Origin of the sequence: Grimontia sp. NTOU-MAR1, from assembly GCF_035758505.1 — a bacterium.
In the GTDB taxonomy this organism is placed as follows: domain Bacteria; phylum Pseudomonadota; class Gammaproteobacteria; order Enterobacterales; family Vibrionaceae; genus Enterovibrio; species Enterovibrio marinus.
In genome coordinates this window covers 732,028-743,966 of sequence record NZ_CP142108.1, presented here as the reverse complement: position 1 = coordinate 743,966, position 11,939 = coordinate 732,028, and the positions used below count along the sequence as shown (strand labels likewise).

At 46.5% G+C, this 11,939-nt stretch carries 11 protein-coding genes; 7 read left to right on the top strand and 4 right to left on the bottom strand.

Annotated features, from left to right (window positions below; all coding sequences use genetic code 11):
- Nucleotides 1-172 precede the first annotated feature (172 nt).
- The 3 genes from VP504_RS03330 to VP504_RS03320 all read right to left on the bottom strand — a co-directional run bounded on the left by VP504_RS03330 (nucleotide 173) and on the right by VP504_RS03320 (nucleotide 3,106).
- Nucleotides 173-670: a GNAT family N-acetyltransferase gene (locus tag VP504_RS03330; protein WP_325892937.1), complete on the bottom strand. Its 498-nt coding sequence runs from the start codon at nucleotides 668-670 to the stop codon at nucleotides 173-175.
- A gap of 9 nt (nucleotides 671-679) precedes the next feature.
- On the bottom strand, nucleotides 680-1,375 hold the full coding sequence (locus VP504_RS03325; RefSeq protein ID WP_325892936.1) for an aspartate/glutamate racemase family protein: 696 nt from the start codon (nucleotides 1,373-1,375) through the stop codon (nucleotides 680-682).
- A gap of 504 nt (nucleotides 1,376-1,879) precedes the next feature.
- Nucleotides 1,880-3,106 carry an EAL domain-containing response regulator gene (locus VP504_RS03320; RefSeq protein WP_325892935.1) on the bottom strand — a complete coding sequence of 409 codons (1,227 nt, stop codon included), beginning with the start codon at nucleotides 3,104-3,106 and terminating at the stop codon, nucleotides 1,880-1,882.
- 303 nt (nucleotides 3,107-3,409) lie between these two features.
- On the opposite strand from VP504_RS03320, the gene VP504_RS03315 reads away from it, so the two are divergent.
- Together VP504_RS03315 and VP504_RS03310 are read left to right on the top strand one after the other, a co-directional pair.
- The gene (locus VP504_RS03315; RefSeq protein WP_325892934.1) at nucleotides 3,410-4,033 is read left to right on the top strand and encodes a DMT family transporter; all 624 of its coding nucleotides are present in this window, start codon (nucleotides 3,410-3,412) and stop codon (nucleotides 4,031-4,033) included.
- Nucleotides 3,948-4,301, top strand: a complete 354-nt coding sequence (locus VP504_RS03310; protein WP_325892933.1) for a DMT family transporter — start codon at nucleotides 3,948-3,950, stop codon at nucleotides 4,299-4,301. The genes VP504_RS03315 and VP504_RS03310 overlap by 86 nt, the downstream gene beginning before the upstream one ends.
- 39 nt (nucleotides 4,302-4,340) lie before the next feature.
- Here the strand turns inward: VP504_RS03310 and VP504_RS03305 are convergent, their stop codons facing one another.
- Nucleotides 4,341-4,832, bottom strand: coding sequence for a MarR family winged helix-turn-helix transcriptional regulator (locus VP504_RS03305; RefSeq protein WP_062708925.1), 492 nt, complete (start codon nucleotides 4,830-4,832; stop codon nucleotides 4,341-4,343).
- A 458-nt stretch (nucleotides 4,833-5,290) separates the two neighbouring features.
- Between VP504_RS03305 and VP504_RS03300 the strand changes: the two genes are divergently transcribed.
- The 5 genes from VP504_RS03300 (at nucleotide 5,291) to VP504_RS03280 (ending at nucleotide 11,862) form a co-directional block, all read left to right on the top strand.
- The gene (locus VP504_RS03300; protein ID WP_325892931.1) at nucleotides 5,291-6,547 is read left to right on the top strand and encodes an imelysin family protein; all 1,257 of its coding nucleotides are present in this window, start codon (nucleotides 5,291-5,293) and stop codon (nucleotides 6,545-6,547) included.
- Nucleotides 6,548-6,629: 82 nt separating this feature from the next.
- The gene (locus tag VP504_RS03295) at nucleotides 6,630-8,006 is read left to right on the top strand and encodes a di-heme oxidoreductase family protein (RefSeq protein WP_325892930.1); all 1,377 of its coding nucleotides are present in this window, start codon (nucleotides 6,630-6,632) and stop codon (nucleotides 8,004-8,006) included.
- 11 nt (nucleotides 8,007-8,017) lie between these two features.
- Entirely contained in the window at nucleotides 8,018-9,031 is a 1,014-nt protein-coding gene (locus VP504_RS03290; RefSeq protein WP_325892929.1) for an imelysin family protein, read from the top strand.
- 3 nt (nucleotides 9,032-9,034) lie between these two features.
- Entirely contained in the window at nucleotides 9,035-10,123 is a 1,089-nt protein-coding gene (locus VP504_RS03285; RefSeq protein WP_325892928.1) for a DUF1513 domain-containing protein, read from the top strand.
- A gap of 101 nt (nucleotides 10,124-10,224) precedes the next feature.
- The gene (locus tag VP504_RS03280) at nucleotides 10,225-11,862 is read left to right on the top strand and encodes a L,D-transpeptidase family protein (RefSeq protein ID WP_325892927.1); all 1,638 of its coding nucleotides are present in this window, start codon (nucleotides 10,225-10,227) and stop codon (nucleotides 11,860-11,862) included.
- The last annotated feature ends 77 nt before the right edge of the window (nucleotides 11,863-11,939 follow it).

Genomic DNA, 11,939 nt, shown 5'->3' with positions numbered 1-11,939 from the left:
GGAGGTAAGTTGCATAAATACAGAGAGAAATTAACTTATTCTCCGGAGGGTTTGTAGGTGTTTTTAGACTGATTGGTGTTTTTGGGATAGGAAAAGATGTGGGGCAGAGCGAGGGTCTTTCTGCGTGTTGAAATTTAAAGAAAAATAGTAATCGTTGAATAATATCATGGTATTAAATGGGTCTTTCCAAGATTGCTACAGAATGGTATTTATCAAATTTGTATCCAACATCTGTCAGTAAGCCAACCTGTTGAAAGCCAAGTTTTTCATGCAACCTCATAGACGCGGGGTTCGGTAAAGTGATCACTGAGTACGCACGGGATACGGGTGAAACTGACATTTTGTCGAGTAGCGTTTGAAGCAATTCAGTTCCCAACCCTTTAGTTCGAAGCTCATGATGCAGGTAGATGGTGATTTCAGAACTGACCTTATAAGCTCGCTTTTCGCGAAACTCACTGTTGTATGCAAAACCAATCACTTCACCGTTTTCATTTTCTTTTACTAACACATGATAGTATCCATCACTATTAACTAGCTTTTCCAACCAAGCCTGACGTCGCTCAATTGTCCATGGTTCGTAGTCGAAAGTAATCGAAGTTTCGCGGACATAGTGGTTGTAAATGGTATTAATAGCTGGAAGATCTCCGGCCTGTGCTGCTCGAATTGTCATACTGTTTCCTTACTGAACAGATAGCGCTAGTCTAACCGCTGCTTCAGCGTGTAATTCAGTGGTGTCGTAGAGTGGGATCGAGGTGTGTTGTTGTTTTATGAGGAGTCCAATCTCAGTGCAACCTAGGATAACGCCCTCAACTCCACGTGCTTTGAGTGTGTCGATAACTGAAAGGTATTGTCTCCGGGAGTGAGCATTGACCTCACCCTTTACCAGCTCCTGATAAATAATTTCGTGGACAATGTCCTGATGCCAATCCTCTGGCACACTCACTTCAATACCATGCGACTCCAACCGTTCCTTATAGAATGGCTGCGACATGGTAAAGCGCGTGCCCAGCAAGCCAACATGTTTGATACCGTCTCCTTTGAGTTTTTGTGCAGTTGCATCCGCGATATGAATCAGAGGAACGGAAATTGCATCCTGAACCTCGATGGCAACCTTGTGCATGGTATTAGTGCCAATCAACATAAAGTCCGCACCTGCACTTTCCAACTTTTTGGCTTCGCCAGCTAACTGCGCAGCCGATTGGTCCCAGGCTCCGGCACGTTGCTGTGCTTCAATTTCCGCAAAGTCAACACTGCTCATCAGAATCTTGGCAGAGTGGTGGCCGCCAACAGCCTTACGAATATATTGGTTCAGCAGTCGATAGTAAATCTCTGTCGACTCCCAGCTCATGCCGCCAATCAAGCCAATTGTTTTCATGTTCGTATCCCTGAACGATGTTGAGGTACCTCCCCTGAATATATATTGAATAACCTACGGAAATATACCCCAACAACATGAAGATGCAGGATTTAGCCAGATTGATTGGCGTTGTGATCCTGGTGTTCCTTTGCAGGTGTAATCATCTCCATGAGTAGGAGTAAGTTGGGTGACTGTAAATTCGCCCAATAATATTGTCTCGTTTTGTTCTGGAGGTAGGGTAATCATCTCATCAAGGTAAGAAAAAGCTAATTGTTTGAGAGCGACCTTGACTGAGTGAGATTGCGGAAGAGTTGGGCGTAATTATGGAACAACTGATTTATGCCTTTGTTACCTGCCATGCAAGTAAACCCTTGCCAATAGTAGCTTCTGGCAAGTTTAAACGTTTGGTATCTCTAGCTCAGGCCATGTCAGTTGAGATGAGTAGGGAACAGTGATATCGCATTTGGGCTTTCAGTAAAGGCCCAGGTGTTCGATAGGGGCTATTGTGTTTTCAGGAATGTGTCAGCGATTGGTTACGTCGGCACTGGCGTTGGCACCAACGCTTTTCAGCCAATTAGTATACCAGCTTTGTAAGGCTTCAATCGGGCGTGGGCGGCAAATCAGAAAACCTTGAAGCAAAATACCGGGATATTGTCTTGAAAGGTAATCCAGCTCTTCAAAATTTTCGATACCTTCTGCAACTAGATCTACGTTAAATTTACTGGTTATGTCCGATAGAGATTGCACGATCACTTGGCTAAATTGGTCTTGATGAATCTGGCTTATTAGCGTGCGATCAATTTTGACTTCAGTAAATGGCAAGCTTCGCAACTGCTGCAAGTTGGTGAATCCGGTACCGAAATCATCTAGAGATAGGCCAAAGCCACGGATTCTTAATCGATTAAGTGACTCCATTTGCTCAGCCGATTTTAGTGCGTATTCTTCAGTGATCTCGAGGACCACTCGGGATTTATCGATGTCATGGGATTTGAAGAGCTCTTCTAAACGATTTGGAATTTCCAAATCTGCTAACTGCTGTGGAGAGAGGTTGATGCTTATTTTTACTTTATCCCCAAATATTTGCGATAGTATATCCATATTTAAGGCTGTTGCTTCAGCCAACTGTATGGTGAGCAAATCCATTAAGTCATACTGTATCGCTGTAGGGATGAAGCGGCCTGGGAGGATAGCATCGGTCTCACCAGGTTTTTGAATACGTGCCAGTACCTCTAGGCTGTCCACACGATTATTGTCAGGGTTCATTTTTGGTTGGTAGTAGGGCACTATCTGGTGATGGACGATGCTGGTGATGAGCTCCTTTTTGGTCATTTTCGTGAATTTCAGAAACCTGCGCTCTTCAAACTGGTCCATTCTATCCAGAATAAGTTGTAGGGTCTCTATGGTCAGTGGCTTGGCGATATTCCCTAACAAACATACCTGCTGTTGTCGTGCAACTTCTGCCGCCAGTTCGATGACTCTGACATCTAGGTCTGAAATTATGCAAACACCCCCGCCAAATTTCATATTGCCTAGCTTCCGAATGACGCCCATACCGTCAATGCCGGGCATGTTCAGATCTGTGAACACAATATCGTATTTAGTTGGCGAGTGATGCAGTTCTTCTAGTGCTGCTTTGGGGTTGTTGAAGGTCTTCACCTTATTGATGCCGATATCCGATAAAATAGACTTCATCATCAATAATATGGCGTCAGAATCGTCGACGACGAGAATCCTTCTTGTCACTGGCATCTATCTGCTCTCCAAGTGTGTGTCTCAGATATAAAACTAGATGCTTAATTTGAAAAAATAAAATGCGCTTTGTTGTATTGTTTGGCGGATATTTCAGTAGTAGAGCAGATTCCCTGAAAAATAATAAGGTTATTGTTACTCCTGTCAGTTAAATACATATAAAAATTATGCTCTTAGGAGTGTTTCGAAGAGAGTGCCACATTTGGCTAGTGGCTACGGGCAGCCGAGATATATTATGCACTAATGTTCAATAGCGTGATCTCGCACAGATTTCTAGGCGAATGAGAAGTACAGAGAATAAGAATGGAAATGAGAAAACTTGATGTCATGGAGTTGATGCTGCTCGCTGCGCTTTGGGGTGGTTCCTTCATTTTGATCCGTTATGCGGTACCGGACTTTGGCCCTTTCGCACTTATTCTTGTTCGGGTTGGGCTTGGTGCTTTGCTCCTTATTCCGTTATTGCAGTTGAAAGGTCAAACCACAGCTTTCAGGAAGCACTGGTTCCATGCCTGCGCTGTTGGGCTTTTCAGTTCAGCGGTTCCGTTCCTTTTGTTTGCTTATGCCATGGTCGATGTCACCGGAAGTTTTGCCTCTATTGTCAACGCAGGGACGCCAATTTGGGGGGCGATTATTGCCTACCTCTGGCTCGGCGAATCCCTCAATCGCAACAGGATCTTTGGCCTGTTGTTAGGTGTGCTAGGCGTAATTGTTCTAGTTTGGGGTAAGCTCAATTTTGGTGACCAAGGGCTGGGGTGGCCAGTGATAGCTGTATTGGGGGCAACCCTGATGTATGGAATATCCGCCAGCTACACTAAAGCGATTCCTTACAGGTGTTCGGCCTTTGGTAACTGCAACGGGCAGTCAGGTTGGTTCAACAATGATTCTGCTGCCTTTGGGCATTCTCTTTTGGCCAGATACGCCACCTAGTTCTGCAGCCTGGATCGCCGCAGCCATTTTGGGTATTGCAGCTACGGGCTTTGCTTACATCTTATTTTTCCGGTTAATAAGCAGGGTTGGGCCAACGAATACCACTGCGGTTACCTTTCTCATTCCACTTTTTGCTGTGATGTGGGGGGGGATCTTTCTTGGGGAAATTATTACGCCAAGAATGTTGGCGGGGGGCTTAACGATCTTTGCTGGTACAGCTCTAACGACGGGAATAGTGAGTTTTGGACGAAGGGAAAAGCGTGCATAAAAAAGAGCCCAAATGGGCTCTTTTCGATCCTGCTTTTAATCACTCAGAACGCACAGGCTCTGCTGATGTAAGAGGTGTAACTTCCAAGAGTGGTGCCGCGTCAATATTGTCAGCGTTCATCATCGAAGAAATGCGCTGAACAGAAGAGATAAGCAGAGATTGTTCCCATTCTTCAAGAGACTGGAACCGGGAAATGAAACTTTCCTGCAAAGGCTTTGGTGCTTGCTCCAACGCCTTCACGCCCTCAGTTGTCAGGTGGGCATGAACTTTGCGCTTATCCAGATTACTTCGCACACGCACAATCAGGTTGCGATTTGCCAGGCGATCAAGAATTGTAGTCGCTGTTGCCTGACTCATGTTCGTGTGGTTGGAAAGCTGACGAATGGTGACTTCGCCCAGTTCCTGGATTGCACGCATCAGAACCAATTGGGGCCCCGTCAAACCTGCTTCTTTGTTTAGTTTTCTAGAATGCAGATCGATAGCGCGGATGATTTGTCGCAGTGCAACCAGAACCTCTTCGTGCTTCTCCATAGAAGCCTCTCCTTTAGACAGCAGGATGTTAAAAATCGCGGGAATTATCGGTATAAAAGATCAAGATTTAAAGACCTTTTACACAGGAATATTGCTGATAGGGCAATAAGCGTGAAAGACGGAGACTTTCATCACTGATTCACAGCAGAATGTGCGCCGTTGTTGAAGGAAAAATCCCAGCGATTATCGGATATTAACTTATATTTATCACTTTAACTTTAGGTCAACCTTACACCCAAGGCTCAATCTGTCTCAAGCGGTGTGACATGAACCGTCTCTCGAACCTCTCATTCATCCTTGAAATTAAATGAAAGTCCCAAAACTTCAACAGACGATCATGTTTGATTAATCTAAATGATAAAAACTATCAATATCATTTGAATTTACTCGAATGTGAATGTAATAATTGTTGTCGATCGCAATAATTTGTTACAACCACACGTATTCAAGGAATGATTATGAAGCGCTCCACTTTGGCTATTGCCTGCTCTATTTGGGTTCTTTCTTCTGTTTCAACCACTGCGATGGCGGCAACGCCGGACGAAGTCGTTAACCACTACGCAAATCTAGCTCATGCTGTTTACAGTGATGCGCAACAATCTGCGGTGAAGTTGGATTCCGCGATTGAAGCCCTCATCGAATCTCCATCTCAAGCCAACCTTGATGCTGCGAAAGTGGCTTGGGTTGCCGCACGCGTACCATATCAACAATCTGAAGTATTCCGTTTTGGTAACGCTATTGTGGACGACTGGGAAGGTCAGCTTAATGCTTGGCCACTGGATGAAGGCCTGATTGACTATGTGGCAACGGATTACCAATACGAACTGGGTAATGGTGGTGCATTAGCGAATATTGTTTCTAACACTAGCATTCAGGTGGGTAGCGAGAAGTTGAATGTCACCGCCATTACTCCTGAGCTATTGGCTTCTTTGAATGAAGTTGGTGGGTCTGAAGCGAACGTTGCTACAGGTTATCATGCTATTGAATTCTTGCTCTGGGGCCAGGATCTGAATGGCACTCAATCTGGCGCGGGTGAGCGTCCTTACACTGATTTCGCATACGGCGAGGAATGTACCAACAACAATTGTGACCGCCGACGTGAGTACCTGAAAGCCGCTTCTGATTTGCTCATCGAAGATTTAACTTGGATGGAAAAGCAATGGTCTGCGAGCGAGTCAGGCAACTATCGCGAAACCCTTTTGAAAGAAGACACCACAAACGGTCTGCGCAAGATGCTGTTTGGCATGGGATCTCTTTCGCTCGGTGAGTTGGCTGGCGAGCGCATGAAAGTGGCGTTAGAGGCGAACTCGACGGAGGATGAGCATGACTGTTTTTCTGATAATACGCACAACTCCCACTACTATAACGAGCAAGGTATCTACAACGTGCTGACTGGCTCTTATCAGCGTATTGATGGTTCTGAACTGACTGGCCCATCACTTCTGGATATGGTGAAGAAGAATAATGATAAAGCGGCTGCACAAATCAAAGCAGATTTCGATTCTGCCCGCACTGCTGTATACCAACTCGTAGAATCTGCTGAGAAAGATAATGTGCATTTTGATCAGCTTATTGCGTCTGACAACGCTGATGGTAACAAACTGGTGAACAACGCCATTTCGGCACTGGTTCAACAAACCCGTAGCATTGAAACGGTCGCAGCGGAGTTAGGGATTTCCAACCTGAACCCTGATAGCGCTGATCATCAGTTCTGAGTTTGATTCTTATGTTTTATTAAGCCTCCCGAGGTCTGGGCCTTAGGGAGGCTTCTGTCGTTTAGCTGGTTTCAATGTCGTTATGAAATATATTCCTTTCGCTTTTGCTGTTATAGCCTGTTCTGCTAACGCCTCTGCTATCAAATCCGGTGGAGATACCACGACCAACAAGCAGGGTGTCAATGCCTTCTCACAACCTGCCACCAACCTTCCTATGATTGAGCGCATCGACTTCAGCGTCGGTAACAGCTTTTTCAGAAACCCTTGGGTAAGTGCGCCTGCTTCGACGGATGCAAGGGATGGACTGGGCCCACTTTTCAACACCAATGGTTGCCAGAACTGCCATATCAAAGATGGGCGCGGTCATCTACCTAAACCAGGCGATGACAACGCCGTATCTATGCTTATCCGTCTTAGTATTCCGGCAATGACAGATGCCCAGAAAAAAGCGCTGATCATGTCAGGTAACATTCCTGACCCGGTTTATGGCGGCCAACTCCAGGACTTCGCACTCCCCGGGGAGAAGCCGGAAGGCCGGATTGCCCTGCGTTTCGAGAAACACAATGAAACGTTCAAAGACGGATATTCGGTAGAGCTTCGAAAACCTGTCGTTACTATCGAAGATCTTAGTTACGGAGACATGCACCCTCAGATAGAGAAGTCTGTTCGTATCGCGCCACCTATGATTGGTCTTGGTTTGCTTGAGTCTGTCACTGAGCAAACGATGAGGGGTATTGCTGAAGCGCAAGTCAAAGAGGGCAAAGGCATATCAGGGCGTCCAAATGAAGTGTGGGATGTTCTGCAGGAAAAAACCGTCGTTGGCCGATTTGGGTGGAAAGCTGGCCAGCCCACCTTGATGCAGCAAAATGCGGCTGCATTTAATGGCGATCTTGGCTTAACCACTGCTTTGTTCCCAGCGGAGAACTGCACTACAGCCCAAACACTCTGTGAACGACTGCCAAATGGCGGTAGCCCTGAGGTCACAGAAAAGGTGCTTAATTTCGTTGAGTTCTATTCCCAGCATCTGGCAGTACCTATGCGTCGAAAACTCGACGATCCCCAAGTGCAACTGGGGGAGAAGCTCTTCACAGATGCAGGCTGTGAAAGTTGCCATCAATCAACGCTGCAAACGGGAGAGCGCACTGATAGGCCAGCCCTGAGTAATCAAATCATTCATCCCTACACGGATTTGCTGCTTCATGACATGGGCGAAGGATTGGCAGACAACCATGGTGAATTCATTGCAAACGGACAGGAATGGCGAACCGCGCCATTGTGGGGTTTGGGCTATACCGAAGAAGTGAATGGACATACCGAATACCTGCATGATGGGCGAGCAAGAAACGTAATGGAAGCGGTTCTGTGGCATGGCGGAGAAGCCGAGAGCAGCAAACAAAATGTGTTGGGCTTTGATAAAACCCAGCGCGAAGCCCTGATTGCGTTCCTGAATTCGTTGTAGGAGTGGTAGCCATGTTTATTCAATCACCAATTAAAACACTCACGCTATGTGTGACGCTGTCACTATTGTCAGGTTGTTTCAGTGAAGCAGCAGTGAAAGAGAGTGAGCTGGTAATGTGGGAGTTGCAAAAGCAATCCACTCAGCGATTTCTTGACGCAGCACGAGCGTTGGAGCGGAGTGTTAGTGGACTCTGCGCAGCACCTTCTGAAGAAAAACTTAACCAAGCCCAGAGCAAGTGGATCGAAACCATGAGGGCTTGGCAGCCTTTTGTGGGGGGAAATTCTGGCAACGAAGCAGCGATGTCGATCAGTTGGAACATCCAGTTTTATCCTGACAAGAAAAACACCACGGGTCGCCAGTTGACCCAGCTTTTGAAGAAAAGTGCGGTTCCAACTGCTGATGAACTGGCTCAGCAAAGTGTTGCTGTGCAGGGGCTAGGCGCGATTGAATGGCTACTGTTTGACGGGGCAGGTGTGGAGTCCATGGAAATGCGTTGTCCTCTTACGCTGTCGGTAGTCGGTCGTACTGTGCAATCAGCAAAGGCGCTAGACAGCGCGTGGCAGGTTAATCCTTGGAATGACGTGACTGGGAAGCAACTGGAAGCAGAGACGCTTCGCAGCGTGACCTCCCAACTTGATGCAATTTCAAAGACTTTATCCTTACCGATGGGCAAGCCGGCTTTCCCTAAACCTTATCAGTCACAGGCTTGGCGCTCTGGTCAATCGAATACGTTTTTGAGAGATGGACTGCTGTCTTTACAACAACGGTACGAATTCATACTCCAGCCGCTGTTGGTTGAAAAAGGGCATACCGAGCTTGCAAACCGTTTGGAATCCCATTTCAAGTCAGCGGTGAAAAGTGTGCCGGAAAGCAAGTCAATGGCACCACTGCTGGCGGACAAGTCGGGTTATCAGTCATTGATGATCGTTGCTAACAACATTGATTACCTGCAAACCGCACTGAGTGACGAAGTAGGGCCAACGTTGGGTTTAGTCGTTGGGTTTAATTCAACGGATGGAGACTAAAGCGTGAGTGTGAGCCAAAAGCGCCGCCGCTTGTTGTTGTCTTCATTGGGTCTGCTGACCACAGGGGCTTTAGCGGATGGTTGGCGCGTTTATCAGAATGAAGCCAATAAGGCCAGGCCAGCGTTTCTTGGTTGTGCCAAAACATCAGACGGGAGTTTCGCGGTAACGGCAGTAAATACAAGCGGCGGGGTTTGCTTTCAGACACCATTGCCTGGCCGTGGTCACGGCATTGCAATCAGTAACAACAAACAACTTGCCTATGTGTTTGCCCGGCGCCCTGGTGACTTCATTCAAACCATTGACCTGAAAACAGGAGGCGTGCGCAATATCACTCATCCGCCTTCTGAAAAATTCTATTACGGACATGGTGATGTGCTTGGCAATCAACTCTTTGTGGTGGAGGGAGATATAGCAAGTAGTGAGGGGAGTATTGGTGTTTATCACACCAATCGGGACGGCTCACTAACACGAATACGCGAAATTTCCGGCTTTGGTGTCGGTCCCCATGAAATGAAGGTGATTAATGGCAACACGATGGCGGTAGCCGTTGGTGGGATTCGCACTGAAGGCAGGAAGAAACTGAATCTGGATTCGATGCAGCCTTCATTAGTGATGATTGACATTGAATCAGGACTAGTGACTGAGAGATATACCTTAGAAGACCCAAAACTGAGTATTCGTCACCTGGCGACAGGTCCAGAGGGAGTTGTGGTTCTTGCGCAACAATATCAGGGAGATGCTGAGAACATCCTTCCATTATTGGCAATAAAACAACAAGGACGTGACATTACGCCCTTGAAGGCCAGTAAAGAAGAGTGGACGCGTTTTCAGCAATATATTGGTAGCGTTGCGTGTACAGAATCGCAGATCATTGCGACCTCTCCACGCGGAAATTGTTTTGGAATTTGGGACTTAGCTTCGGGCGTACTCATCGAGATGGGCTCACTGGTTGATGCCTCCGGAGCTGCTGCGGCGAAGGATCACTTTGCTCTCAGTGCAGGTAGTGGAAGAGTAGTTATTCAAGATTATAAAAAAAGCACGATCTTTCAATCATCTAATGTGATTTGGGATAATCATTGGATCATGCTTTAAATTGGTACTTTTCTAACCCATTGTTTTCCAATATTCATAAAAATTCCGCCAACGAAAATTGCGCCATTTGCCATACTATGATCTCTAACTGGAGGTAGCGCATGTTTTCTGATCGTACGCTAATCAAGACACTGTTTGTATGTGTTGCCATGCCTTTGGCGGCTAACGCATTGGAAACAGTGGAATCACCCAAAACTGCTTCTCAAGAAGCAGTGCTCTGGGTGCAGCAGGCGGAGCCAGAACCCGGTTTAGTCACGTATTCTCAAGACCTCGCTAACATTTATGAGTATTTCTCTTTCGCACCCATCTGGCACGATTACAGAGCTAAAGACGAACTTGAAACCCAAATCAACATCATTTCTCTTGCGGGAATCAGTCAGGATTTCGAATGGCGTGCAGTGATCCTTCGCGAGTTGAGGGCTAGTGCAGATTGGCGAGCCTATGATGTGTTTGCGACAGACAGTTTACTTTCGCTTATCAGCTACACAGAGTCAGTGCTTGAATTTGGTAAGAGCTGGTATTTTGGTACTGATATTGATACTGCTTTGCCTCGCCCAACACAAACGCAAATCAATAAGCTGACGGTGTCAGCGGGCAGAAATGACCTGTATGACTATGTATTCAATCTCCGTCCTGATACACAACAATATCGTGAAATGGCGAAAGCCATCGTGGCGCTGCAGGATCAGGAGTCGACTTACTGGCCAAAAGTGCTCCAGACCGGTCTTATTCGCCATGGCGACAAGTTGAAGAATGCTGACAACCTGATCACTAATCTTGAACGTCAGGGAGTTTTGAGCACTTACGATGCTCAGCGCCTGAAAATAGAACGGGTGGGCTTCTATAATGCTGTTTTGGTTGAGGCCATAAAGCGTTTTCAAGAGCAACATGGTCTTAAGCGTGATGGAGTGATTGGGAATAAAACACGCCGCTGGCTTAATATGTCGGTAAATACCCGCATCCAGCTCCTTGCCTTAAACATGGAGCGGCTTCGCCTTTGGCCGACTGAGCGTGAGAAAATTATTCTGGTAAACATTCCAAATTATGAAATGGAATTGTGGATGGACAGCCAGCTTATTCTGGACAGTAAAGTCGTTGTAGGTCGCCCAAGCCGAAGAACGCCTCTTTTTGAATCACGTCTTGATTCTGTCGTTTTCAACCCAAGCTGGAATGTGCCTGTGAAAATCATGCGCGAGGACATTCTGCCCAAAGTGCAGCAGGATAGCGAGTATCTGGACAAGCACTCCTATACGGTACTGAGTAGTTGGGTAAATGGCTCTGTGATTTCTTCTGAAGAGATTGATTGGGAAGCGGTAAGTCCGAACAACTTCCCTTACCGTCTTCAGCAGTCACCAGGTAATTTTAATGCGCTGGGTCGATATAAATTCAATACACCAAACGGCAATGCGATTTACCTGCACGATACGCCAGCAAAAGGGCTGTTTAACAAATCGCGCCGAGCTTACAGTTCAGGTTGTATCCGTGTTCAAAAAGCCGAAGTATTGGCGCAAATTCTGTTGAAGCGGTCTGGCCTTAAGTTTGGTGATTACGAATACTACCAACGAATTCCAGAAACCAAATGGGTATCGTTGCGCAAGAAAATCCCAGTACATACCATCTATCAAACTGTTTGGGTGAATGATGAAGGTGAAGTGCAATTTCGTGAGGATGTTTACCATTATGATACGCGTCCAAAGCGTAATTCTTCCTCGTTATCCCTGACCGCTCAAAACCAGTAATACTCTTCCTTATCTGCGTACTTGTTGGTGGGGGCATCGTGACCCTCACCACAATTACATACTTTTACATTTCTCTG

Excerpts from the sequence above, each read along its gene's own strand:
- VP504_RS03330 (WP_325892937.1), bottom strand. The coding sequence starts at position 670 with ATGACAATTCGAGCAGCACAGGCCGGAGATCTTCCAGCTATTAATACC.
- VP504_RS03325 (WP_325892936.1), bottom strand. The coding sequence starts at position 1,375 with ATGAAAACAATTGGCTTGATTGGCGGCATGAGCTGGGAGTCGACAGAG.
- VP504_RS03320 (WP_325892935.1), bottom strand. The coding sequence starts at position 3,106 with ATGCCAGTGACAAGAAGGATTCTCGTCGTCGACGATTCTGACGCCATA.
- VP504_RS03315 (WP_325892934.1), top strand. The coding sequence starts at position 3,410 with ATGGAAATGAGAAAACTTGATGTCATGGAGTTGATGCTGCTCGCTGCG.
- VP504_RS03305 (WP_062708925.1), bottom strand. The coding sequence starts at position 4,832 with ATGGAGAAGCACGAAGAGGTTCTGGTTGCACTGCGACAAATCATCCGC.
- VP504_RS03300 (WP_325892931.1), top strand. The coding sequence starts at position 5,291 with ATGAAGCGCTCCACTTTGGCTATTGCCTGCTCTATTTGGGTTCTTTCT.
- VP504_RS03295 (WP_325892930.1), top strand. The coding sequence starts at position 6,630 with ATGAAATATATTCCTTTCGCTTTTGCTGTTATAGCCTGTTCTGCTAAC.
- VP504_RS03290 (WP_325892929.1), top strand. The coding sequence starts at position 8,018 with ATGTTTATTCAATCACCAATTAAAACACTCACGCTATGTGTGACGCTG.
- VP504_RS03280 (WP_325892927.1), top strand. The coding sequence starts at position 10,225 with ATGTTTTCTGATCGTACGCTAATCAAGACACTGTTTGTATGTGTTGCC.